The following is a 24,228-nucleotide window of genomic DNA, read 5'->3' as shown; positions in this document are numbered from 1 at the left end:
GCAATTGCGGCTTACCCGGCCGTAATACGAGTCACGGCGCCACCGTTCCGCCGGACAGGCGCCGGTAGGTGTAGACCTGGATCAACAGCGCGACCGGGACGGCGACGACGAGCCCGACGAAGCACAGCAGAAAGCCGACCAGCACGACCGCGATCTGCACCAGCCAGGACAGCAGGGTGCTGCCCGCGTTGGAGCGCACGGTGGCCAGGCTCGCCATCAGCGCCGCGATCGCCGGCAGCCCGCGATCCGTCGCGAAGGCGATGGTGAACAGCGCGAAGAAGCTGAACACCGCGACGGCCAACAGCGCCAGCAAGTTGAAGACGATCGTCGGGGGGATCAGCGCCAGCGCGTCCAGCGCCGCGGTGATCACGCTGAGCAGCGCCGCGGCGAGCAGCACGTTGGCGAAGTGGCGCGGCCGGAAGAACGAACCGACGGTCACCGGCCTGCCGTCGGCGATGTCGAGGGCACCCGACAGGAACGCCGCCTGCACGAAGATGCCGTAGACGAAGAACACGATCTGCAGGACGATCGAGCCGACGCCGCCGGTGCTTCCGGAGTAGGAGAAGCCGTAGTTTCCGTCGGAAGTGGTCGTTGTGGAGCCGCCGCTGCTCAGCAGCAGAAACACAAGGCCGTGCAGGATCAGCCCGACCACGGCGTACACGAGCAACGCGACGATCATCGGGACGGCGTTCTTGCCGAACTTGTTGAACGCCCACGAGAAGGCTTCACCGATGCTGAACCGCTGCGGGCCGCCCGCAGGGTAGCCGGGCGGCGGGTAGCCCGGTGGTGGCCCGTAGCCGGGGGCGCCGTAGCCGGGGGGCGGCGCGCCGTAGCCCGATTGTGGGGGCGGCCCGTAGCCGGGCCCCGGCCCCGGCCCGGAACCCGGCGGTGGGCCATAGCCGGGCGGTGGGCCATAGCCGGGGGGCTGGCCGTAGCCGGGGGGTGCGCCGTGGCCCGGTGGCGGGCCGTAGCCGGGCGGTGGTCCATAGCCGGGCGGTGGACCATACCCGGGTGGCGGGTAGCCGCTGGCTGGATCGGGGTGACCTTGCGGCCCGGTCGGATTGCCGGGGTACTCCGGGGGTTGGCTCATGGCCACTCCTACGTCGTCGACGTTCTGGGGCATGCGTCGCAGAACTTAACAAGAATCCGGCGGCTTCGGGAGCCTGCCATGTGAGTCGCCGCCGTGTCGCGGCTTCGTGGTATGCCTGAAGCCGTGTCCGACGGTCTGTTTGACCTGCCCGGCGCGCCGCAGTCAAGCGATCATGGGCTGGGCGTGTCGGGCACCGCGCCCCTGGCGGTCCGGATGCGTCCGGCGTCGCTGGACGAGGTGGTCGGGCAGGACCACCTGTTGGCACCCGGGTCGCCGCTGCGCCGCCTGGTAGAGGGATCTGGCGTGGCGTCGGCCATCCTGTACGGGCCGCCCGGCAGCGGCAAGACGACGCTGGCCGCGCTGATCTCGCAGGCGACCGGCCGCCGGTTCGAGGCGCTGTCGGCCCTGTCGGCCGGCGTCAAAGACGTCCGGGCGGTAATCGAAAAAGCGCGCACCGGGCTGCTTCGCGGCGAGCAGACGGTGCTGTTCATCGACGAGGTGCACCGGTTTTCCAAGACCCAGCAGGACGCCCTGCTGTCCGCCGTGGAGAACCGGGTGGTGCTGCTGGTGGCGGCGACCACGGAGAACCCATCGTTCTCGGTGGTGGCGCCCCTGTTGTCGCGCTCGCTGATCCTGCAGTTGCGGCCGCTGAGCGCCGACGACGTCCGGGCCGTGGTGCAGCGCGCGGTCGGCGACCCGCGCGGGCTGGGCGGCCAGGTCACGGTCGCGCCCGAGGCGGTCGACCTGCTGGTGCGGCTGGCCGCGGGCGACGCCCGCCGCGCGCTGACGGCGCTGGAGGTCGCAGCCGAGGCGGTCGAGCCCGGCGGCGAGTTGACCGTCGCGGCCGTCGAGCAGTCCCTGGACGAGGCCGCGGTGCGCTACGACCGCGACGGCGACCAGCACTACGACGTCATCAGCGCCTTCATCAAGTCCGTCCGCGGCTCCGACGTGGACGCCGCGCTGCACTACCTGGCCCGCATGCTCGTCGCCGGCGAGGACCCGCGGTTCGTGGCACGCAGGCTGATGATCCTGGCCAGCGAGGACATCGGCATCGCCGACTCGGCCGCGCTGCAGGTCGCGGTCGCGGCCGCGCAGACGGTGGCGCTGATCGGTATGCCCGAGGCGCAGCTCACCCTGGCGCACTGCACGATCTATCTGGCCACCGCGCCGAAATCGAACGCGGTCACCACGGCCCTGGCCGCGGCGATGGCAGACATCAGGGCCGGCAAGGCCGGCCTCGTTCCACCTCATCTGCGCGACGGGCACTATTCGGGTGCCGCGGGGCTGGGTAACGCGCAGGGCTACCAGTACTCCCACGATCACCCGGATGGTGTTGTCGCGCAACAATATTCGCCGGACGAGCTGGTGGGAACCGACTACTACCGGCCCACCGGCCGCGGCGCGGAACGCGAGATGGCCGGCCGGCTGGACCGGCTGCGCGCGATCATCCGCCGCGCCCGGGGCTGACCGCCGGGGTCAGACCAGCTCGGGCACCCGCAGCTGCGCGATCGCCAACTCGAACTCGGCGACGTCGATCACCTCGGCGCCCAGCTCGCGTACCCGCCTGCTGCGCAGTTCGCTGGCGCGGTCGCGGTTGCGGGCCATCGCCTCCATGGAGTCGAACGTGGAACAGGTCACCGCGCGACGGCAGGCGGGGTGGTCGACCATCAGGCTGGCGCTGCAGAACCCGTCGAGGTGCTCCAACTCGGGCAGCACAGCCATCCGGTAGAAGTCCAGCGACCGGCTCAGCTGATCCGGCACCACTTTGAGCCAGGTGGCGCGCACGCACGCGCCGGGGCGGGAGGGGTGGTCGCGGTGCAGCAACGGGATGTCCCATTCCTCGACCCGGGCGCTGCCGTCGAACATCAGCGCGGCGCGGTCACGGATGGGCGCGACCCGCTCGGCGCTGCCGCGCATCGCGTCGATGCTTTCCCAGGAGCTGGTCGCGATGCAGGTGCCGGATTGCCGGTCGACCAACAGCGACAGCCCCACACACCCGTCGAGCTCGGTGAGGGCGGGCATGACGACATCGCGAACGTGCGCAATTCCGATGTCGACCGACAGGGGTTGCGCCTGGATGGTGGTGGAGCGTGCGTACACGGTCGGCCCCTCCTGTGTCGGGGCGGCGCCCCGGTGGCGCCACCGGTCTCACCCGATACCTTCCTCCTGCCGGTTAGTCACCGCAATGCCCAATTGTGGCGGCGCTCACAGTGGATTGGCCGGTGTCGCGGCCCGCGCCGTAGGCTGGGCCGGGTGCACACCGATGTGTTGGACGTCGACACTTCGCGCCGCCGCGTCGTCGATCTGACCGAGGCGGTGCGCGGGTTCTGCTGGTCGCGCGGGGACGGTCTGTGCAATGTTTTCGTCCCGCACGCGACGGCCGGTGTGGCCATCATCGAGACCGGCGCGGGTTCCGACGACGACCTGGTCGACACGCTGGAACGGCTGCTGCCGCGCGACGATCGGTACCGGCATGCGCACGGCTCCGCGGGCCACGGCGCCGACCACGTGATGCCGGCGCTCGTCGCGCCGTCGGTGACGGTTCCGGTGTCGGCGGGGGAACCGATGCTGGGCACGTGGCAGAGCATCGTCCTGGTCGACCTGAACCGGGACAACCCGCAACGCTCGGTCCGGCTGAGCTTCCTGGAGGGTTAGCGGCCAGGGACTGGGCGGCGGCGGTGCAGGTACTGTTTGCGGTCGACAGCGTCGTCAGACAGCCTTGGAAGTAATAGGGAAGAAGCGGACTCCGAAAGTGCAGACACACGAGATCAGGAAGCGGTTTCTTGATCATTTCGTGAAGGCGGGCCACACCGAGGTGCCGAGCGCATCGGTGATCCTCGATGACCCCAACCTGCTGTTCGTCAACGCGGGCATGGTCCAGTTCGTGCCCTACTTCCTGGGGCAGCGCACGCCGCCGTACTCGACCGCCACCAGCATTCAGAAGTGCATCCGCACGCCCGATATCGACGAGGTCGGCATCACCACCCGGCACAACACGTTCTTCGCGATGGCCGGCAACTTCTCGTTCGGGGACTATTTCAAGCGCCGCGCCATCGAGCTGGCCTGGACCCTGCTGACCAACAGCGTCGAGCGGGGCGGTTACGGCCTTGAGCCCGAACGGCTTTGGGCGACGGTCTTTTTCGACGACGACGAGGCCGTGCAGCTGTGGCGGGAGATCGCCGGGCTGCCCGAGGATCGCATCCAGCGCCGCGGCATGGAGGACAACTACTGGTCGATGGGCATCCCCGGCCCGTGCGGCCCGTCCTCGGAGATCTACTACGACCGGGGGCCGGAGTTCGGTGTTGAGGGCGGCCCGGTGGCCAACGAGGACCGCTACATCGAGATCTGGAATCTCGTGTTCATGCAGAACGAACGCGGCGAGGGCACCGGCAAGGCCGACTTCGAGATCCTGGGGCCGTTGCCCCGCAAGAACATTGACACCGGCATGGGTGTGGAGCGGGTCGCCTTCATCCTGCAGGGCGTGCACAACGTCTACGAGACCGACCTGTTGCGGCCCGTCATCGACGCGGCGGCGGCGCGGGCGCCGCGCGGGTACGACGCAGGCAACCACGACGACGACGTGCGCTACCGGGTGATCGCCGACCACAGCCGCACCGCGGCCATCCTGATCGGCGACGGCGTCACGCCCGGCAACGACGGCCGCGGCTATGTGCTGCGCCGGTTGCTGCGCCGGGTGATCCGCTCGGCCAAGCTGCTCGACATCGAGGGGCCGATCGTCGGTGACCTGATGGCCACCGTGCGCGACGCGATGGGTCCGTCGTATCCCGAACTGGTCGCCGACTTCGACCGGATCCGGCGCATCGCCGTCGCCGAGGAGACCGCCTTCAACCGCACGCTGGCGGCGGGCTCGAAGCTGTTCGACGAGGTCGCCGGCACCACTAAAGCCTCTGGCGCCAAAGCTATTTCAGGATCTGACGCGTTCACGCTGCACGACACGTACGGGTTCCCGATCGAGCTCACGCTGGAAATGGCGTCCGAGGCCGGCCTGCGGGTGGACGAGGTCGGCTTCCGGGAGTTGATGGCCCAGCAGCGCCGCCGCGCCAAGGCCGACGCCGCGGCGCGCAAGCACGCCCACGCCGACCTGACGGCTTACCGCGAGCTCGTCGACGCCGGACCCACCGAGTTCACCGGCTTTGACGAATTGACTTCCGAGGCAAAGGTTCTGGGCATCTTTGTGGACGGCAAGCGGGTTCCGGTGGCCACCCACGGCACCGAGGGGGCCGACCGGGTCGAGCTCGTGCTGGACCGCACCCCGCTGTATGCCGAGGCCGGCGGCCAGATCGCCGACGAGGGCACCATCAGCGGGACGGGCGCCGGGCAGAGTGCCCGAGCCGCGGTCACCGATGTGCAGAAGATCGCCAAAACCCTGTGGGTGCATCGGGTCAACGTCGAGTCAGGTGAGTTCGTGGAGGGCGACACCGTGGTCGCTGCGGTCGACCCGCAGTGGCGCCGGGGCGCCACCCAGGGGCACTCGGGCACCCACATGGTGCACGCCGCGTTGCGACAGGTGCTGGGCCCCAACGCCGTTCAGGCCGGGTCGCTGAACCGGCCGGGCTACCTGCGGTTTGACTTCAACTGGCAGGGGCCGCTGTCCGAGGAGCAGCGCACCCAGGTCGAAGAGGTGACCAATCAGGCCGTGCAGGCCGACTTCGAGGTGCACACCTTCACCGAGCAGCTGGAGAAGGCCAAGGCGATGGGCGCGATGGCCATGTTCGGGGAGACCTACCCCGACGAGGTCCGGGTGGTGGAGATCGGCGGCCCGTTCTCGCTGGAGCTCTGCGGCGGAACCCACGTGCACAACTCGGCCCAGATCGGTCCGGTGACGATCCTGGGCGAGTCCTCGGTCGGTTCGGGGGTGCGCCGCGTGGAGGCCTACGTCGGGCTGGAGTCGTTCCGGCACCTGGCCAGGGAACGCGCGCTGATGGCGGGGCTGGCGTCGTCGCTGAAGGTGCCGTCCGAAGAGGTGCCCGCCCGGGTGGCCAACCTGGTGGAGCGGCTCAAGGCCGCGGAGAAGGAACTCGAACGCGCCCGGCTGGCCGGCGCGCGGGCCGCCGCGACCAACGCCGCGGCCGGCGCGGAGCGTATCGGTAACGTCCGGGTGGTGGCGCAACGGATGTCGGGCGGGATGACGGCGGGCGACCTGCGCTCCCTGGTCGGCGACATCCGCGGCAGGCTGGGCAGCGATCCTGCCGTGGTCGCGCTCATCGCCGAGGGAGACGGCGGGTCGGTGCCCTACGCGGTCGCGGCCAACCCGGCCGCCCAGGATCTCGGGCTGCGCGCCAACGACCTGGTCAAGCAGCTTGCCGCGACCGTCGACGGGCGCGGCGGCGGCAAGGCGGACTTGGCGCAGGGTTCCGGCAAGGATCCGGCCGGCATCGACGCGGCGCTGGACGCGGTGCGTTCCGAGATCGCCGTGATAGCGCGGGTCGACTGAGTGGTCGCCGCACAGCACCGCGTGCCTGACCGGCCCGGCGATCCGCACCAGGACCCGGGCCGGGGACGACGCCTCGGCATCGACGTGGGCAGCGTCCGCATCGGCGTGGCCTGCAGCGACCCGGACGCCATCCTGGCCACTCCAGTCGAAACCGTCCGCCGTGACCGCAACGGCAGGCACCTGCGCCGGCTGGCCGCGCTGGCCGCCGAGCTCGAGGCCGTCGAGGTGGTCGTCGGGCTGCCGCGCACGCTGACCGACCGGACCGGGCCGTCGGCGATCGACGCGATCGAGGTGGCCGGCGAACTGGCGGAAGTGCTGGCCCGCCGAGTTCCGCCCACTCCGGTGCGGCTGGCCGACGAGCGGCTCACCACCGTGGCCGCGCAGCGGTCGCTGCGCGCGGCGGGGGTGCGGGCCAGAGAGCAGCGTGCGGTGATCGATCAGGCGGCGGCGGTGGCGATCCTGCAGAGCTGGCTGGATCAGCGCCGGGCGGCGCTGGCGGGGGAGCCCGGCGATGGTTGACAGCGCACGCCGGGAACGGGCGGAGCCCGAGGCGGTGGGCCCGCCGCCCCGGCGCAAATCGAGCCGCGTCGCCCGCAACAAGGCCGAGCGGGGCCGCAGGCGGCGCCGATTCGTTGTCAAGGTCGCGCTCGCGTTGTTCGCCGTGGTGGTGCTCGCCGCCGTCGTGGTGGGCGGCAGGGTGTGGCACGTCCTGTTCGGCGCCGGTGACGACTACAGCGGCAGCGGCAAGCGGGACCTGGTGATCCAGGTTCAGTCCGGCGACTCGACCACCAACATCGGCGAGACGCTGCAAAAAGAGCAGGTCATCAAGACGGTGCGGGCGTTCGTCAACGCCGCGCACGGCAACAGCGCGATCAACGCGATTCAGCCCGGCTTCTACCGGATGCGCACCGAGATCCCGGCGGCCAACGCGGTCGCACGGCTGACCGACCCGAACAGCCGGGTGGGCCGGCTGGTCATCCCGGAGGGCCGTCAGCTCGACGACACCACCGACATGAAGACCAACGTGGTGACGCCGGGCATCCTGACCCTGATCTCGCGCGCGACCTGTGTGGACCTCGACGGCGACACGCATTGCGTCTCGGCGCCCGACCTGCGCGCGGCCGCCACCAACAGCAGCACGACGGCGCTGTCGGTGCCGCCGTGGGCCCTCGAGCCGGTCAACGAGCTTGGCAAGGACCACCGCCGCATCGAGGGCCTGATCGCACCCGGCACCTTCAACGTCGATCCCTCCGCGTCGCCGGAGAGCATCCTGGCGACCCTGATCGGGGCCGGAGCCGAGGACGACGCGAAGTCCGGGCTGGTGGACACCGCCCAGGCGATGGGCCTGTCGCCGTACGACATCCTGGTGGTGGCGTCGCTGGTGCAGCAGGAGTCCAACGCCCAGGACTTCGCCAAGGTCGCACAGGTCATCTACAACCGCCTGCACGCCCGCCACACGCTCGAGTTCGACTCGACGGTCAACTACCCGCTGGACCGCCGCGAGGTGGCCACCAGTGACGCCGACCGGGCGCTGAAGACGCCGTGGAACACCTACGTGTCGCAGGGCCTGCCTGCCACCGCGATCTGTTCGCCCGGCACCGACGCGCTCAAGGCCGCCGAGCACCCGCAGCCGGGCGATTGGCTGTACTTCGTCACCATCGACGCCCAGGGCACCACGCTGTTCACCCGCGACTATCAACAACACCTGGCCAACATCGAGCTGGCCAAGCACAACGGTGTCCTCGACAGCACACCCCGCTAGCGCGGGCCCACGTAAGGCGGCCGTGCTCGGCAAGCCGATCGCGCACTCGAAGTCCCCGCAACTGCACCTGGCCGCCTACCGCGCGCTCGGCCTGGCCGGCTGGACCTACGACCGCATCGAATGCGACGCCGGCCAGCTGCCCGGCGTGGTCGGCGGGTTCGGGCCCGAGTGGGTCGGGGTGTCGGTAACCATGCCCGGCAAGTTCGCCGCCCTGCGCTTCGCCGACGAGCGCACCGACCGTGCGCAGCGGGTGGGGTCGGCCAACACTCTGGTGCGCACGCCGACGGGTTGGCGGGCCGACAACACCGACATCGACGGGGTCGCCGGGGCGCTGGGCACCGCCTCTGGATGGGCGCTCGTCTGTGGATCGGGCGGCACCGCGCCGGCCGCCGTCGCCGGGCTGGCGCAATTGGGCGTCGCGGGCATCACCGTGGTGGCCCGCAATCCCGGCAAGGCGGCCCGGCTGGTGGACCTGGGCGCGCAACTGGGCGTGCCGACGCGGTTCTGCGCCCTGGGCGGTGACGGGCTGGCCGACGAGGTGGCCGGCGCCGAGGTGCTGGTCAGCACCATCCCGGCGGACGTGGCCGCGCGCTACGTGGGCACCTTCGAGCGCATCGGGGTGCTGCTGGACGCGGTCTACGACCCGTGGCCCACGCCGCTGGCCGCCGCGGTGAGCGCCGCGGGCGGCCGGGTGGTCAGCGGTCTGCAGATGCTGCTGCATCAGGCTTTCGCGCAGGTGGAACAGTTCACGGGACTGCCCGCCCCGCGCGAGGCGATGACTTGTGCGGTGAGCCCACCGAACTAGCCTGCCGCGGATGGGGATTGTGGCGGCGGCCGCGGTGCTGGCCTGGCTGGCGGCGTTGAGCCGCCACGACCTGCGCGAACGGCGCCTGCCCAACGCGCTGACGCTGCCCGGGGCCGCGGCGGTCCTGGCGGTCGCGACGGCGGCCGGGCGCGGGCCGGCGGCGCTGGCCGGAACCGTGGCGTTGACCACGATCTACCTGCTGGTGCACTGCGCCGCACCGGGCGCGATGGGCGCCGGTGACGTCAAGCTGGCCCTCGGCCTGGGTGCGCTGACCGGGTGCTTCGGCGTGGGCGCCTGGTTTCTCGCGGCGCTGGGCGCGCCGCTGCTGACCGCGCTGCTCGGGGTACTGGCCCGGCTTCGCGGCGGTGCCCACACCCCGGCGGCGGTGCCGCACGGACCGTCGATGTGTCTGGCCAGCGCGGCGAGTGTGGCGCTGGCGTTGCTGTGACGTCTCAGTTCGCCCCGGCGGTGGGCCGCAGCAGCGGCAACAGCTGGTCACCCAGCCTGACGGCCTCGGACTTGTACGGGGTGTCCGACAACACGAAATGGCTGACCCCGAGGTCGGCGTATTTCTGCAGCGCGGCGGCGACCTCGACGGCCGAGCCGACCAGCCATGTCGTGCCCGCGCCCTCGCCGCCGTACCTGCTCGGCGCCGTGTAGAGGCAGGAGTCGAGCACCTCCGCGCGTCCGGCGAGGTCCTTGAGCCGGCGCTGACCCTCCGACCCCGCCGGGTCGTGCAGCAGCAGCATGGTCGGCGTGCCGGCCAGCGTGGCGACCTTCGCCTCGGCGTCGCGCCAGGCCTGCTCGGACGTGTCGCGCACCAGGGTCGTCACCCGGAGGCCGAACTCCAGCGGCGCGTGCTCGCGACCCAGCTTGGCGGACAACGACTTCAGCCGGTCGATGCGCTCGGCGATCCCGTCGAGCGACTCGCCCCAGAACAGTTGGACGTCGGCGTCGGTCGCGGCGACCTGCTCGGCGGCCGCCGACGCCCCGCCGAAGTAGAGCTTCGGGTACCGGCCGTCGGCCGCGCCGAGCGGGCGCGGCCGCAGCGTCGAGTGTTCGACGCCGAAGAATTCGCCGCGGAAGGTGATGTCGTCCTCGCTCCACAACCGGCGAACCAGCCGGATGAACTCGCGGGTGCGCTCATAGCGGCGCGCTTTGTCGAGGTCGGCGTCGCCGTAGGCCGCCACGTCGTCGGCACCGCTCACGATGTTGATCAGCAACCGGCCGTCGTTGAGCCGATCCAGGGTCGCCGCCGCGCTGGCGAACTGCGCCGGATGCCAGTAACCGGGCCGGACCGCCACCAGCGGGGCGAAGCCGGTGGTGCGCGCGGCGATCGCGGTCGCGACCGTGAACGTGTCCGGGCGCCCCCAGCCGGTCCCGATCAGCGCGCCCTCCCAGCCGTGTCGCTCGGCGCGCAGGGCGAGATCGACCGAATAGTCCAGGCTGCCCCAGCCGTCGACGGTGTCGTCGCCCCGATGGCCCGGCTCGACGGTATTCGGTATGTACCAGAGAAATTGACCCACCGGGCACCATCGTGGCACACGACCGCGGTGGCGCGACCCGGGCCGCGGCTCGTCTGGTGCTCATCGCAGGAATCAGCCCGGATGAAAGTCCATGCGCAGGCGAAAAATTCAGCACGCAGCAAACCGTTGCCGGGTAACGTTCGCTCCTGGCAGCCTCTCAGGGCTGGTTGTCGTTCGCACGACTCGTTCGCACGACACTGACTCGCCCAGAAGGACTTTGATTCGCATGGCCCCTGCATTCCACGAGCCTGCGGCGGCAAGCGACGGGGTGCTCGCCGAGATCGCCGCCGACTACCGACGGCGGTTGGCCGGCGGCGAAACCCAGCCGCCGCTGCACGGCCTGAAGCTGGTCCGGGACCGGCGGTGGGGCGCGCTGCGATTGGCCCGCGAGCACGGCGGCGCCGGCTACTCGGTGGCCCAATTCTTCGACCACCTCATCGCGCTCGCCGCGGCCGATCCCGACCTGGCGCACATCCTGCGGATCCACTACGCGCTGGTCGAGGAGCTACAGGTGCGGCCTCGACAGCCGGGCAGCGATCGGTGGCTCGCGGTGGTCGCCGACGGCGGGCTGATCGGCGGCGCCAACGCGGAAAAGAGCCAGAAGTCGGTGGGCGGCAACGACCGTGATACCCGGCTGACGGCCACCAGGGACGGGCTGCGGCTGCGCGGCCGGAAGTTCTACAGCACCGGCGCGCAGTTCTCCGACTATCTGCGCGTCACCGCGCAGGACGACGACGACACCCCGACCGCCGTGGTGATCCCGGCGGACCGGGCCGGCGTCGAGCACCTCGACGACTGGGACGGCATCGGCCAGCGCCAAACGGGCAGCGGCACAACGGTATTCCACGACGTGGCCGTTGCGCCCGACGAAGTGTTCCCGATGGCCGACACCATCGGGGTGAACCGCGCCCGGGGCGCGCTGATGCAGCTGTACCTGCACGCGATAGCCGCGGGCATCCTGCGGGCCCTGACCGAGGACGCCGCCGCGCTGGTGCGCGGTCGGGGCCGCACCTACACCTTCGCCAGCGTCGACACGCCCACCGCCGACCCGCAGCTGCTGGCGATCGTCGGCGAGATCGACGCGGTGGCCTACGCCGCGCGGGCGCTGGTGCACAGCGCCGCCGCCGAACTCGCGCCCGCGCTGGCGGCGGCGCACGACACCGGGATCGATCCCGAGCTGGAAACCAGGGCGTCGATCGCGGCCGCGCGCGTCAAGGTCGCGATGCAGGAGCCGGCGCTGCGGGCCGCCTCGCGCGTCTTCGACGCCGGGGGCGCCTCGGCCGTGCAGGCGTCGGCGTCGCTGGACCGGCACTGGCGCAACCTGCGGACGCTGTTCTCGCACAACCCGACCGTCTACAAGGCGCGGGTGCTCGGCGATATCGCCGTCAACGGCGCGGACCTGCCCGCGAGCAGTTTCTTCTAGAGCCGCGCGGACCGGGCACCGCCACGGTCTGCGCGAATCGGCTTTCGGAAGCCGCCATGGGAAGATGGGACCCGTGTTGCGTTGGATCACTGCCGGGGAGTCGCATGGCCGCGCACTGGTGGCCGTGCTCGAAGGCATGGTCGCCGGCGTGGAGATCACCTCCCAGGACATTTCCGAACAGCTGGCCCGTCGCCGCCTCGGCTACGGTCGCGGCGCCCGGATGGCGTTCGAGCGGGACGCGGTGAGCGTGCTGTCCGGGGTGCGCCACGGCGTCACCCTGGGCGGGCCCATCGCCGTCGAGATCGGCAATACCGAATGGCCGAAGTGGGAGACCGTGATGGCCGCGGACCCGGTCGACCCGGCGGAGCTGGCGGACAGCGCGCGCAATGCGCCGCTCACCCGGCCCCGTCCCGGCCACGCCGACTACGCGGGCATGCTCAAGTACGGCTTCGACGACGCCCGGCCGGTGCTGGAGCGGGCGAGCGCCCGCGAGACCGCGGCCCGCGTGGCGGCGGCCACCATCGCCCGTTCGTTTCTGCGTCAGGCGCTCGGCGCCGAGGTGCTCTCACACGTGGTCGCGATCGGCCCGTCGCAGCCCTACGACGGCCCGCCGCCGGGCCCGGGCGACCTGCCCGCGATCGACGCCAGCCCGGTCCGCGCGTTCGACAAGGCGGCCGAGGCGGCGATGATCGCCGAGATCGAGGCCGCCAAGAAGGACGGCGACACCCTCGGCGGTGTGGTCGAGGTGGTGGTCGTCGGCCTGCCCGTCGGGCTGGGCTCGTTCACCAGCGGCGACAACCGGCTGGACAGCCAGCTCGCCGCCGCCGTGATGGGCATCCAGGCCATCAAGGGCGTCGAGATCGGCGACGGCTTCGAGACCGCCCGCCGCCGCGGCAGCCGCGCCCACGACGAGATGTACCCCGGCCCCGACGGCGTGGTCCGCTCGACCAACCGCGCGGGCGGGCTGGAAGGTGGCATGACCAACGGCCAGCCGCTGCGGGTGCGCGCCGCGATGAAGCCCATTTCCACGGTGCCGCGGGCGCTGGCCACGGTCGACATGGCGACCGGTGACGAGGCCGTCGCGATCCACCAGCGCTCGGACGTGTGCGCGGTGCCCGCCGCCGGTGTGGTGGTCGAGGCCATGGTGGCGCTGGTGCTGGCCCGCGCGGCGCTGCAGAAGTTCGGTGGCGACTCGCTGGCCGAGACCCGCCGCAACGTCGAGGCCTACCGGCACGCGGTCGCCGAGCGGGAGGCGCCGGCCGCCCGGGGCACCGGGTGATGGCGCCCAGGGCCGTCCTGGTGGGCCTGCCCGGGTCGGGCAAGTCCACCATCGGCCGGCGGCTGGCCAAGGCGCTCGACGTCGATTTCCTGGACACCGACGTGGCCATCGAGCAGCAGACGGGGCGCCGCATCGCCGACATCTTCGCCGCCGAAGGCGAGCCGGAGTTCCGCCGCATCGAGGAGGCCGTGGTGCGCGCGGCGCTGGCCGACCACGACGGCGTGGTGTCACTCGGGGGTGGGGCGGTCACCAGCCCCGGGGTTCGCCAGGCGCTCGCCGGTCACACCGTCGTCTACCTGGAGATCAACGCCACCGAAGGCGTTCGGCGCACCGGCGGCAACACCGTGCGCCCGCTGCTGGCCGGGCCCGACCGCGCCGACAAGTACCGCGCGCTGCTGGCCGAACGCAGCCCGCTGTACCGGCGGGCCGCGACCATCCGCGTCGACACCAACCGGCGAAACCCCGGCGCGGTGGTGCGATACATCGTCTCGCGGTTGCAGGCCCCGGCCGGGGCGGCGACATGAATGATCCCGGTGGCCCCGTCACCATCGAGGTGGCCGTCGACCCGCCGTACCCGGTGATTGTCGGTACCGGCTTGCTGGGCGAGCTGGACGAGCTGCTGCGCGACCGGCACAAGGTGGCCGTCGTGCATCAACCGGTGCTGGCCGAGACCGCCGAGGTGATTCGAACCCGGCTGGTGGACAAGGGCGTCGACGCACACCGCATCGAAATCCCGGACGCCGAAGAGGGCAAGGACCTCCCGGTGGTGGGATTCTTGTGGGAAGTGTTGGGCCGCATCGGGATTGGACGCAAGGACGCGTTGGTCAGCCTCGGCGGCGGCGCGGCCACCGACGTCGCCGGGTTCGCGGCGGCCACCTGGCTGCGCGGCGTCGACGTGGTGCACGTGCCCACCACACTGCTCGGCATGGTCGACGCCGCCGTCGGCGGCAAGACCGGGATCAACACCGACGCGGGCAAGAACCTGGTCGGGTCGTTCCACCAGCCGCACGCCGTCCTGGTCGACCTGTCGACGCTGAAGACGTTGCCGCCCAACGAGCTTGTCGCGGGCATGGCCGAGATCGTCAAGGCGGGGTTCATCGCCGATCCGGTGATCCTCGATCTGATCGAGGCCGATCCGCGAGCCGCCGTCGACCCGTCGGGCGACGTGCTCGCGGAGTTGATCCGGCGTGCGATCGTGGTCAAGGCCGAGGTGGTGGCCGCCGACGAGAAGGAGTCGGAGCTGCGCGAAATCCTGAACTACGGACACACTTTGGGGCACGCGATCGAGCGTCGCGAGCGCTACCGGTGGCGGCATGGCGCCGCGGTGTCGGTGGGCCTGGTGTTCGCCGCAGAGCTGGCCCGGTTGGCCGGCCGCCTCGACGACGACACCGCGCTGCGGCACCGCACCATTCTGTCCGCGCTCGGCCTGCCGGTCAGCTACGACGCCGGCGCGTTGCCGCAATTGCTGGAATACATGGCGGGGGACAAGAAGTCGCGGGCCGGGGTGTTGCGGTTCGTGGTCCTCGACGGCCTGGGCAAGCCGGGCCGGATGGCCGGCCCCGACCCGTCGTTGCTGGCGGCCGCCTATTCCGGGATCGCGGAGGCGTCATGACGCGCCGCGGCGACGACGTCAACGTGCAGGTCATCAACGGCCCGAACCTGGGCCGGCTGGGCCGCCGCGAGCCCGACGTGTACGGCGACACCACGCACGATCAGCTGGCCGCGCTGATCGAACGGGAAGCCGAGGCGCTCGGCCTCAAAGCCGTTGTGCGGCAGAGCGATGACGAAGCCGAGCTGCTGAGCTGGATCCATTCGGCCGCGGACGCGGGCGAACCGGTCATCCTCAACGCCGGCGGGCTCACCCACACGTCGGTGGCGCTGCGCGACGCCTGCGCCGAGCTGAGCGCACCGCTGATCGAGGTGCACATCTCGAATGTCCATGCGCGCGAAGAGTTTCGGCGCCACTCATACCTGAGCCCGGTCGCGACGGGTGTGATCGTCGGGCTGGGCGTGCAGGGCTATCTGCTCGCCCTGCGCTATCTGGCCGGGGAGCCCGGCGCCAACGGCTAAGCCTTATCGGGCTTGGTGTGCTCGTCGTCGCCGCGGGTGCGGATCACCTCGGTCTTGGGGTCGTCCTCGGTCTTGGCGATCGTCTCGGTCGGCGAGTCGGTGGTGGCCACCTTGTCGGTGCGCGCGTCGCGCTCGGCCGTCGCGACCGACCCCGTGCGCTCCTCCGCCCGGGCTCCGGACTGCGTGGGGATCTCGCCGGTGGGCGCGTCGTCGCCGCGCACGGCGGAGAACACGTCGGTGTCGGCCCGCTCGTCATCGGTGCCCGGCCGGCGCGGCGGTGGATTGCGGTCCACCCGCCAGCGCCCGATGGTCACGCCGATGATTCCGGGCAGGAAGACGCACAGCGCGGTGAAGGCGGCGAACGTCGTCAGCTCGTTGATCAGCCCGCCGGTGTACAGGCCCGTGTAGACGAGTGCGAGCAGCCAGGCGACGGCCCCGCTGACCACACCGGCCACCAGGCCGGCCAGCAGCCACGTCATCGCCAGATCGCCGCGGCGGTCCGGGTCCGGGTTGGCGATGGCGTCGGCCCGGCCGTCGCGAATCCCCCAGACGACCACGCCGATGATGAACACCAGCAGCAGTGCGACGCTGAACAACCCGGCCTGTGTTTGCCACGCGTTGATCAGCGCACCCTGGAACAACCTGACGACGACCATCGCCGCGGCATAGACCAATCCGCGCAGCATCCAGTTCCTCATGGGCTCAAAGCGTAGCGAGTACCGTCAAGACCCGTGACACATTCACAACGTCGAGACAGGCTCAGGGCGCGGCTCGAGGCGGGCGGACTGGACGCGCTGCTGGTCACGGACCTGGTGAACGTCCGTTACCTCTCCGGTTTTACCGGCTCCAACGGCGCGTTGCTGGTCTTCGCCGACGACCGGAGCCCCGTGCTGGCCACCGACGGGCGATACCGGACTCAGGCCGCCGAACAGGCACCGGACCTCGAGGTCGCCGTCGAACGGGCGCTAGGGCGCTTCCTGGCCACGCGCGCCGCCGAGGCCGGCGCGCACACGCTGGGCTTCGAAAGCAACGTGGTGACCGTCGACGGCTTCGACGCCCTGACCCGCGAGCTGGACGAGCGGAAGGCGGCCACCGAGCTGGTCAAGGCCGCCGGCACCGTCGAGGCGTTGCGCGAAGTCAAGGACGCCGGCGAGGTCGCCCTGCTGCGGCTGGCCTGCGAGGCGGCCGACGCGGCGCTGACGGAGCTGGTGACGCGCGGCGGCCTGCGGCCGGGCCGCACCGAACGCGAGGTCGGCCGCGAGCTGGAGGCCCGGATGCTGGACCACGGCGCCGACGCGATCTCGTTCGAGACCATCGTGGCCGCGGGCCCGAATTCGGCGATCCCGCACCACCGCCCCACCGACGCCGCGCTGGCCGACGGCGATTTCGTCAAGATCGACTTCGGTGCGCTGGTCGGCGGCTACCACTCCGACATGACCCGCACCTTCGTGCTCGGCAAGGCCGCCGACTGGCAGCTGGAGATCTATCAGCTGGTCGCCGACGCGCAGCGGGCCGGCCGGGAGGCGCTGCACGCGGGCGCCGACCTGCGCGGCGTGGACGCCGCGGCCCGCGGGGTGATCGCGGACGCGGGCTACGGCGAGCAGTTCAGCCACAGCCTGGGCCACGGCGTGGGCCTGGAAATACACGAAGCACCGGGCATCGGTGCCACGTCCACCGGCACACTGCTGGCCGAATCCGTGGTGACCGTGGAACCCGGCGTCTACCTGCCCGGCCGCGGCGGGGTGCGCATCGAGGACACGCTGGTGGTGCCGGACGCGGGGCGCGGCAAACCCCCCGAATTGCTGACCAAGTTCCCCAAGGAGCTGGCCGTTCTGGCCTAGCGCCCCCGCACGCACGGCGAGGGTCTGCCGCGGCGCGCTCTAAACTGGCCGACAAGTTCCAGACAGTTCCGCAAGACGACTGTCCATCCCCGAGGAGATAAACCGAACCGTGGCAAGCACTGCCGATTTCAAGAACGGACTGGTGCTGGTGATCGACGGCCAGCTGTGGCAGATCGTCGAGTTCCAGCACGTCAAACCCGGCAAGGGCCCGGCTTTCGTGCGGACCAAGCTGAAGAACGTGCTCTCCGGCAAGGTCGTCGACAAGACGTACAACGCCGGCGTGAAGGTGGAGACCGCGACGGTCGACCGGCGCGACGCCACCTACCTGTACCGCGACGGCTCGGACTTCGTGTTCATGGACAGCCAGGACTACGAGCAGCACCCGCTGCCCGAGTCGCTCGTCGGCGACGCCGCCCGGTTCCTGCTGGAGGGGCTGCCGGTGCAGGTCGCGTTCCACAACGGGGCGCCGTTATACCTGGAGCTGCCGGTGTCGGTGGAGATGGAGGTCACCCACACCGAACCCGGCCTGCAGGGCGACCGGTCCAGCGCCGGCACCAAGCCCGCCACCGTCGAGACCGGGGCCGAGATCCAGGTGCCGCTGTTCATCAACACCGGAGACAAGCTGAAGGTCGACACGCGCGACGGCAGCTACCTGGGGCGCGTCAACGCGTGAGCAAACCCGTGCGGGGACGCCACCAGGCCCGCAAACGGGCCGTCGACCTGCTGTTCGAAGCCGAGGCCCGTGGGCTGACCCCGGCGGAGGTGGTCGACGTGCGCACCGGGCTCGCCGAGACGAACCCCGACGTCGCGCCCCTGCAGCCGTATACGGCCGCGGCGGCCCGCGGCGTCGGCGAACACGCCGTGCACATCGACGACCTGATCAGCTCGCATCTGCAGGGCTGGACGCTGGACCGCCTGCCCGCCGTGGACCGCGCCATCCTGCGGGTCGCGGTCTGGGAGCTGCTGTATGCCGACGACGTGCCGGAGCCGGTCGCTGTCGACGAGGCCGTCCAGCTGGCCAAGGAGCTGTCCACCGACGACTCGCCGGGCTTCGTCAACGGGGTGCTCGGCCACGTCATGCTGGTGACGCCGCAGATCAGGGCTGCCGCCGAGGCGGTGCGGGGCGCGGTGGGTCCCGATGCCGCCGGCCCGGCGGAGGATGACGGTCCGCGGCCATGACCCGGCTGGAGCTGCGCCTGCTCGTGGCGGCCGTCCTGGCCGCGACGGTGGTGGTGGGCGCGGTGATCTGCGCCGCCTACGGCCTGACGATCGTCGCCTCGGTGCTCTCCATCTACGCGCTCGGGGTGGGCGCCTGGCTGTATCACTGCGTGGAACGGGTGGTGGTCGCCCGCCGGATCAGCACGGTGCGCACGGCGGCCAGGCCGCTGCAGCCACTGCTGCCGGTGATGGCCGCGATCATGGGGCTGACGCAGGGCGTGGTGCGCTCGCTGTCCGATGTCACCGAGTTGCCGGCCCGTCGCTGGGAGCTGCCCGTGCTGCGGTGGGCGGACAGCGCCCGGGGTCGTGAGCGACTCGTCGAGGGTGAGGTGGACAGCGACGACGAGGCGGACCGCTGACCGGGCTGGGGTGAAACGACCACGGGCGTGGCGCGGCGGGTTCACAATACGAGCGGAACGTGAGCGGCGGCGATCCGAGAAGAACAGGTGAGGTCATGATTCGATACACCACCCAGCCGCGACGACTTCGAGTGTCCGCGCTGGCGGCCGTGGCGAACCCGTCCTACGCCCGGGTCGACACCTGGAACCTGCTCGACGACGCCTGCCGTCACCTCGCCGAGGTCGATTTGGCCGGCCTGGACAAGACCCACGACCTGGCGAAGGTGAAGCGCCTGATGGACCGCATCGGCGCCTACGAGCGGTACTGGCTGTACCCGGGTGCGGACAACCTGGCGACCTTCCGCGCGCACCTGGAGAGCCTGTCCACGGTGCGGCTGTCCGAAGAGGTGTCCCTCGCGGTCCGGCTGCTGGGTGAATACGGCGACCGCGCGGGGCTTTTCGACACGGCGGCGCCGCTGGCCGACCAGGAGTTGGTTGCGCAGGCCAAGCAGCAGCATTTCTACACGGTGCTGCTGGCCGATGACGCCCCGAGCACGGCGCACGACAGCCTGGCCGAGAGCCTGCGGGCGCTGCGTTGTTCCTCCGACGACATCCAGTTCGAGGTCCTCGTGGTGCCCAGCGTGGAAGACGCCATCACGGCCGTCGCGCTGAACGGCGAGATCCAGGCCGCGATCATCCGCGACGACCTGTGCCTGCGCTCGCACGACCGGTTGCCGCTGATGAACACCCTGTTGGGGCCCAACGAGGATGCCAGCGGCGTCATCCCAGACAGCGCCAACGACTGGGTGGAATGCGGCGAGTGGATCAGGGAGCTGCGTCCCCACATCGACCTGTATCTGCTCACCGACGAGTCGATCGCCGCAGGCGACGACACCGAACCCGACGTCTACGACCGCACGTTCTACCGGCTCAACGACGTCACCGACCTGTACAGCACGGTGCTCGCGGGCTTGCGGAACCGTTATGCCACACCGTTTTTCGACGCGCTGCGGGCGTATGCCGCTGCGCCGGTCGGTCAGTTCCACGCGCTGCCCGTCGCGCGCGGCGCCAGCATCTTCAACTCCAGATCGCTGCAGGACATGGGGGAGTTCTACGGCCGCAACATCTTCATGGCCGAAACCTCCACCACCTCAGGTGGTCTCGACTCGCTACTGGACCCGCACGGCAACATCAAGAAGGCGATGGACAAAGCGGCGAAGACGTGGAACGCCGACCACACCTACTTCGTCACCAACGGGACGTCGACCGCCAACAAGATCGTGGTGCAGTCGCTGACCCGCCCCGGCGACATCGTGCTGATCGACCGCAACTGCCACAAGTCGCACCACTACGGGCTGGTGCTGGCCGGCGCCTACCCGCTGTACCTGGACGCTTATCCGCTGCCGCAGTTCGCGATCTATGGCGCGGTGTCGCTGCACACCATCAAGCAGGCGCTGCTGGACCTGGAAGCGGCCGGACAGCTGCACCGGGTGCGCATGCTGCTGCTGACCAACTGCACCTTCGACGGCGTCGTCTACAACCCGCTACAGGTCATGCAGGAGGTGCTGGCGATCAAGCCGGACATCTGCTTTTTGTGGGACGAGGCGTGGTACGCGTTCGCCACGGCCGTGCCGTGGGCCCGGCAGCGGACCGCGATGGTGGCCGCCGAGCGCCTCGAGCAGCTGCTGGCGTCGCCGGAATACGTTGCGGAATACCGCAAATGGGCCGCGTCGATGGACGGAGTGGACCGCTCGGAGTGGATCGAGCGCGAGCTGCTACCCGACCCGGCCACCGCGCGGGTGCGCGTGTTCGCCACGCATTCCACGCACAAATCGCTGTCGGCGCTGCGGCAGGCGTCGATGATCCACGTGCGGGACCAGGATTTCAACGCGCTCACCCGCGACTCCTTCGGCGAGGCGTTCCTCACGCACACCTCGACGTCGCCCAACCAGCAGCTGCTCGCTTCCCTGGACCTGGCCCGCCGCCAAGTCGACATCGAGGGCTTCCAACTGGTTCGCCAGGTCTACGACATGGCGCTGGTCTTCCGGCACCGGGTGCGCAAAGACCGGCTGATCAGCAAGTGGTTCCGCATCCTCGACGAATCCGATCTGGTGCCCGAGGAGTTCCGGGCGTCCTCGGTGAGTTCGTACCGCGAGGTGCGGCAGGGGGCGCTGGCCGAGTGGAACGAGGCCTGGCGCTCCGACCAGTTCGTGCTGGACGCGACGCGGGTCACCCTGTTCGTCGGCGCGACGGGGATGAACGGTTACGACTTCCGCGAGAAGATCCTGATGGAGCGCTTCGGCATCCAGATCAACAAGACGTCGATCAACAGCGTGTTGCTGATCTTCACGATCGGTGTCACCTGGTCCAGCGTGCACTACCTGCTGGATGTGTTGCGAAGGGTGGCAACGGATTTCGATCGCACGCAGAAGGAGGCCAGCGTCGCCGACCGGGCATTGCAGGAGCGTCATGTCGAGGAGATCACCGAGGATCTGCCGCATCTGCCCGACTTCAGCGAATTCGACGTGGCGTTCCGGCCGGTCGATGAGTGCAAGTTCGGCGACATGCGCTCGGCGTTCTACGCCGGATACGAGGAGTCCGACCGCGAACACGTGCTGATCGGCATGGCCGGGCGGCGACTGGCCGAGGGCAAGACCCTGGTGTCCACCACGTTCGTGGTGCCCTACCCGCCGGGCTTCCCGGTGCTGGTCCCTGGCCAGGTGGTATCCAAGGAGATCGTGTACTTCCTGGCCCAGCTCGACGTCAAGGAAATCCACGGGTACAACCCCGATCTCGGGCTGTCGGTGTTCACCGATACCGCGCTGGCGCGCATGGAGGCGCAACGCAATGCCGCGATGGCGGCGGTGGGTTCGGTGACCGCGGCGTTCGAGTTGCCGGCGGACGCGTCGGTGACCAACGGGGCGCGCAACGGCGCGGGTGGCACCCGGGCCGTGCCGTCGGCCGCCGAAGGCTGAGCGCTCAACCGGGTGCCGGAGCCGGGTTCACGCCGCAAGTGCTGCGCGCGAAGTTGTGCGGCGCGCTTGGCGACCAGTCGGCGATGCCTCGCCGGATTCCCTGGATGATTGCGTCCCGGCCCGGCGATTGGTTGCAACTCGAACTCAGCGTGCTGAACGGACTCGGGTCGGCGCCTCCCGGCGCCGCCGCCAAGGCGCCGCAGGCGACCACGGCTGCCGCGCTGATCAGCATCCGGGTGATCGAACGGGCCTTCGGGCGCGCGATACCAAGCATGACGGTGCCAGCGTAGGACCCGGCCGCTGAGAGACCGCTGAGAACGCGCGGCGCCCGATGTTCCGGCCCGACCGGCCGGCCTGCAGAATCGAGGGTGTGCACCTGGGCATCTCGGCCCGCTCGGCGGCCGTGTCGGCGATCGTCGTGCTCTGCGCGTTCAGCATGGCCGGCGTGGGTTTGGACGTGATCCTGTACCGCACGGCGCTGGGCGGCGTCGATTACGCCGCCGCCGAGAGGGTCCGCGACATCACCAAGGCACTGCAGTCGGACTCGCCCGACGACCTCGACAACGCGTTGCTGACCACCGACCAGCGGGTGGTCGCAACCCAGGTGATCGGGCCGGACGGCAAGGTGGTCAAGCGATCCGGCTCCGCACCGAAAACACCGCTGGTGGCCGCGAGCGAATTCGGCTTCACCCTGCGCCGCGGCCTGCCCGACGAGGTGGTGGCCGGTGACGACATGCGGGTGAGCGGTCAAAAGGTCGCGACCGGGTCCGGCGTGTACACGGTGCTGGTGGGCGGAGGCACCGAGGCGGTCGAGACGACCGTGCGCACGCTGGCGATCCTGTTGGCCTGCAGCGCGCCGGTGATCGTCGGGGTGGTGGCCGGCGCGACCTACTGGCTGGTGCGCCGGTCGTTGCAGTCGGTGGACGCCATCCGGGCCAGGGTGGCCGACCTCTCGACGTCCGATCTGGCCGAGCGGGTGCCGGTGCCGGGCGGCCGCGACGAGATCGCGGCCCTCGCCGTCACCATGAACGAGATGCTCGCCCGCCTGGAAGCGGGCCACCGTGCGCAGCAACGCTTTGTCGGCGACGCGTCCCACGAATTACGCAGCCCGCTGACCACCATCATCTCCGGGCTGGAGGTGGCCGAGGCGCATCCCGACCTGCTCGACGCCGAACTGGCGGTCAACACTCTGCTGCCCGAGGCGCGGCGGATGCAGACGCTGATCGACGATCTGCTGTTGCTGGCCCGCGGCGACGAGCAGACGCTGCTGCGGCGCAGAGAGCAGGTGGCGCTCGACGATCTCGCGCACGACGAGGCCGAGCGTGCGCGGCACGGCACGCGGTGCGCGATCCACACCGACCTCCGTCCGGTGCGCCTGGAGGGCGATCCGGTGGCACTCTCGCGGATGATCTGTAACCTCGTCGAAAATGCTGTCCGCCATGCGGTTTCGCGTGTCACGATCGAGGTCGGCGGTCACGGGGCTCACGGCGATCATGGCGAGGTGGTGGTCCTCGCCGTCGGCGACGACGGCCCCGGTATCGCCCTCGCCGACCGGGAACGGGTGTTCGAACGCTTCGTGCGCCTGGACTCCGACCGGGCCCGCAGCGGGGGAGGGGCCGGGCTGGGCCTGGCGATCGTCGCCGAAGTCGTTGCCGCACACGGGGGCACCATCGCCGTCGACGATCCGCCCCGCGGGGGCACGACGATGACCGTGACGTTGCCCGTGTCTCAGCACGGCAAATCTCAGCACAGCAACCGGTAACCGGCGCCGCGGATCGTCTCGATGGTGTTGGTGCCGAACGGAACATCGATCTTGCGCCGCAGATATCCGATGTAGACCTCGACCACGTTGTCGGGGCCATGATGGTGCGCGTCCCATACGTTCTGCAGGATCTCGGCCTTGGTCAGCACCGTGTCCTTGTTGCGCATCAAGAACTCGAGCACCCCGAACTCGCGGGGGGTCAGTGCGATCGGGGTCGAGCCCCGGGTGACCGTGTGCCGGGCGGGATCCAGCGCAAGCGTTCCCGCCGTCAACACCACCGGGCGCGCCGGCGCCCCGCGACGATCCAACGCCCGCAGCCGCGCCACCAGCACGCGGAACGAGAACGGCTTCGTCAGGTAGTCATCCGCGCCCAGATCGAACGCGTCGGTTTCGTCGTACTCACCGTCCTTGGCGGTGAGCATGAGCACCGGCGCCCACACGTCGCGCGACCGCATCCGGCGCAGCACCTCGTAACCGCTGAGGCGGGGCAGCATGATGTCGAGAACGATGACGTCGAAAGCGTTTTCGGTGGCCTCGCGCAGGCCGTCGACACCGTTGTCCGCGGCCACGACGACGAACCCCTCCGCCGTGAGCCCGCGAGCCACCGTGGCCGACAGCCGCGGTTCATCCTCGACGAGCAGGACGCGCATGGTCCAACGCTACGTCGGGCGCGGCGGGTTCTGC

The 24,228-nt window shown here is 70.5% G+C and carries 24 protein-coding genes; 19 read left to right on the top strand and 5 right to left on the bottom strand.

The genetic code is table 11. From position 1 onward, the window contains the following. Positions 1-31 precede the first annotated feature (31 nt). Entirely contained in the window at positions 32-1,090 is a 1,059-nt protein-coding gene (locus tag OQ789_RS15745) for a hypothetical protein (protein WP_324686901.1), read from the bottom strand. A 111-nt stretch (positions 1,091-1,201) separates the two neighbouring features. Between OQ789_RS15745 and OQ789_RS15740 the strand changes: the two genes are divergently transcribed. Further along, positions 1,202-2,557, top strand: a complete 1,356-nt coding sequence (locus OQ789_RS15740) for a replication-associated recombination protein A (RefSeq protein WP_324686899.1) — start codon at positions 1,202-1,204, stop codon at positions 2,555-2,557. Between the two features lie 9 nt (positions 2,558-2,566). On the opposite strand, the gene OQ789_RS15735 is transcribed toward OQ789_RS15740, so the two are convergent. Then, positions 2,567-3,190 (bottom strand): hypothetical protein, encoded by a 624-nt coding sequence (locus OQ789_RS15735; protein WP_324686898.1) that lies wholly within the window; start codon positions 3,188-3,190, stop codon positions 2,567-2,569. Between the two features lie 165 nt (positions 3,191-3,355). Here OQ789_RS15735 and OQ789_RS15730 point away from each other — a divergent pair, with 165 nt between their 5' ends. From OQ789_RS15730 to OQ789_RS15705, 6 genes are all read left to right on the top strand, one after another. After that, entirely contained in the window at positions 3,356-3,745 is a 390-nt protein-coding gene (locus tag OQ789_RS15730) for a secondary thiamine-phosphate synthase enzyme YjbQ (protein WP_324686933.1), read from the top strand. 97 nt (positions 3,746-3,842) lie between these two features. Next, positions 3,843-6,545, top strand: a complete 2,703-nt coding sequence (alaS, locus tag OQ789_RS15725; protein WP_324686897.1) for an alanine--tRNA ligase — start codon at positions 3,843-3,845, stop codon at positions 6,543-6,545. Continuing rightward, positions 6,546-7,064, top strand: coding sequence for a Holliday junction resolvase RuvX (ruvX, locus tag OQ789_RS15720; protein ID WP_324686895.1), 519 nt, complete (start codon positions 6,546-6,548; stop codon positions 7,062-7,064). It abuts the gene before it with no gap. Continuing rightward, positions 7,057-8,307 carry an endolytic transglycosylase MltG gene (locus OQ789_RS15715; RefSeq protein WP_324686894.1) on the top strand — a complete coding sequence of 417 codons (1,251 nt, stop codon included), beginning with the start codon at positions 7,057-7,059 and terminating at the stop codon, positions 8,305-8,307. Before ruvX ends, OQ789_RS15715 begins: the two co-directional genes overlap by 8 nt. Continuing rightward, positions 8,282-9,112: a shikimate dehydrogenase gene (locus OQ789_RS15710; protein WP_324686893.1), complete on the top strand. Its 831-nt coding sequence runs from the start codon at positions 8,282-8,284 to the stop codon at positions 9,110-9,112. The genes OQ789_RS15715 and OQ789_RS15710 overlap by 26 nt, the downstream gene beginning before the upstream one ends. 10 nt (positions 9,113-9,122) lie before the next feature. Further along, positions 9,123-9,560 (top strand): A24 family peptidase, encoded by a 438-nt coding sequence (locus OQ789_RS15705; RefSeq protein ID WP_324686892.1) that lies wholly within the window; start codon positions 9,123-9,125, stop codon positions 9,558-9,560. Between the two features lie 4 nt (positions 9,561-9,564). On the opposite strand, the gene OQ789_RS15700 is transcribed toward OQ789_RS15705, so the two are convergent. Beyond that, a complete protein-coding gene (locus tag OQ789_RS15700; protein WP_324686891.1) occupies positions 9,565-10,638 on the bottom strand; it encodes an LLM class flavin-dependent oxidoreductase in 1,074 nt (357 codons plus the stop codon). 226 nt (positions 10,639-10,864) lie between these two features. Here OQ789_RS15700 and OQ789_RS15695 point away from each other — a divergent pair, with 226 nt between their 5' ends. The 5 genes from OQ789_RS15695 to aroQ all read left to right on the top strand — a co-directional run bounded on the left by OQ789_RS15695 (position 10,865) and on the right by aroQ (position 15,410). Beyond that, positions 10,865-12,061, top strand: a complete 1,197-nt coding sequence (locus tag OQ789_RS15695; protein ID WP_324686890.1) for an acyl-CoA dehydrogenase family protein — start codon at positions 10,865-10,867, stop codon at positions 12,059-12,061. A gap of 73 nt (positions 12,062-12,134) precedes the next feature. Next, positions 12,135-13,340 carry a chorismate synthase gene (gene aroC / locus OQ789_RS15690; RefSeq protein ID WP_324686932.1) on the top strand — a complete coding sequence of 402 codons (1,206 nt, stop codon included), beginning with the start codon at positions 12,135-12,137 and terminating at the stop codon, positions 13,338-13,340. Then, positions 13,340-13,864, top strand: a complete 525-nt coding sequence (locus tag OQ789_RS15685) for a shikimate kinase (protein WP_324686889.1) — start codon at positions 13,340-13,342, stop codon at positions 13,862-13,864. The genes aroC and OQ789_RS15685 overlap by 1 nt, the downstream gene beginning before the upstream one ends. Further along, complete coding sequence (gene aroB / locus OQ789_RS15680; RefSeq protein ID WP_324686887.1) at positions 13,861-14,952, top strand: 3-dehydroquinate synthase; 1,092 nt, start codon at positions 13,861-13,863, stop codon at positions 14,950-14,952. The genes OQ789_RS15685 and aroB overlap by 4 nt, the downstream gene beginning before the upstream one ends. Continuing rightward, positions 14,949-15,410 (top strand): type II 3-dehydroquinate dehydratase, encoded by a 462-nt coding sequence (aroQ, locus tag OQ789_RS15675; RefSeq protein ID WP_324686886.1) that lies wholly within the window; start codon positions 14,949-14,951, stop codon positions 15,408-15,410. The genes aroB and aroQ overlap by 4 nt, the downstream gene beginning before the upstream one ends. On the opposite strand, the gene OQ789_RS15670 is transcribed toward aroQ, so the two are convergent. After that, positions 15,407-16,108, bottom strand: coding sequence for a B-4DMT family transporter (locus tag OQ789_RS15670; RefSeq protein ID WP_324686885.1), 702 nt, complete (start codon positions 16,106-16,108; stop codon positions 15,407-15,409). The two genes, aroQ and OQ789_RS15670, sit on opposite strands and share 4 nt — an antisense overlap. A 33-nt stretch (positions 16,109-16,141) precedes the next feature. On the opposite strand from OQ789_RS15670, the gene OQ789_RS15665 reads away from it, so the two are divergent. From OQ789_RS15665 to OQ789_RS15635, 7 genes are all read left to right on the top strand, one after another. Continuing rightward, on the top strand, positions 16,142-17,251 hold the full coding sequence (locus OQ789_RS15665; RefSeq protein WP_324686884.1) for an aminopeptidase P family protein: 1,110 nt from the start codon (positions 16,142-16,144) through the stop codon (positions 17,249-17,251). A gap of 109 nt (positions 17,252-17,360) precedes the next feature. Continuing rightward, positions 17,361-17,924, top strand: a complete 564-nt coding sequence (efp, locus tag OQ789_RS15660) for an elongation factor P (protein WP_066945215.1) — start codon at positions 17,361-17,363, stop codon at positions 17,922-17,924. Next, a complete protein-coding gene (gene nusB / locus OQ789_RS15655; protein WP_324686883.1) occupies positions 17,921-18,430 on the top strand; it encodes a transcription antitermination factor NusB in 510 nt (169 codons plus the stop codon). Before efp ends, nusB begins: the two co-directional genes overlap by 4 nt. Further along, positions 18,427-18,828, top strand: coding sequence for an antitermination protein NusB (locus tag OQ789_RS15650; protein ID WP_324686882.1), 402 nt, complete (start codon positions 18,427-18,429; stop codon positions 18,826-18,828). Before nusB ends, OQ789_RS15650 begins: the two co-directional genes overlap by 4 nt. 95 nt (positions 18,829-18,923) lie before the next feature. Continuing rightward, the gene (locus tag OQ789_RS15645) at positions 18,924-21,782 is read left to right on the top strand and encodes an aminotransferase class I/II-fold pyridoxal phosphate-dependent enzyme (protein WP_324686880.1); all 2,859 of its coding nucleotides are present in this window, start codon (positions 18,924-18,926) and stop codon (positions 21,780-21,782) included. A gap of 104 nt (positions 21,783-21,886) precedes the next feature. Beyond that, the gene (locus OQ789_RS15640) at positions 21,887-22,072 is read left to right on the top strand and encodes a hypothetical protein (protein WP_324686878.1); all 186 of its coding nucleotides are present in this window, start codon (positions 21,887-21,889) and stop codon (positions 22,070-22,072) included. A 41-nt stretch (positions 22,073-22,113) separates the two neighbouring features. Continuing rightward, a complete protein-coding gene (locus OQ789_RS15635; RefSeq protein ID WP_324686877.1) occupies positions 22,114-23,544 on the top strand; it encodes a HAMP domain-containing sensor histidine kinase in 1,431 nt (476 codons plus the stop codon). Here OQ789_RS15635 and OQ789_RS15630 read toward each other — a convergent pair. Next, positions 23,526-24,194, bottom strand: coding sequence for a response regulator transcription factor (locus OQ789_RS15630; RefSeq protein ID WP_324686876.1), 669 nt, complete (start codon positions 24,192-24,194; stop codon positions 23,526-23,528). The two genes, OQ789_RS15635 and OQ789_RS15630, sit on opposite strands and share 19 nt — an antisense overlap. Positions 24,195-24,228: the final 34 nt, after the last annotated feature.

The organism is Mycobacterium sp. 94-17, from assembly GCF_035617725.1.
Lineage (GTDB): Bacteria > Actinomycetota > Actinomycetes > Mycobacteriales > Mycobacteriaceae > Mycobacterium.
The sequence above is the reverse complement of the archived record's forward strand: the minus strand, read 5'-3'. Positions and strand labels throughout refer to the sequence as shown.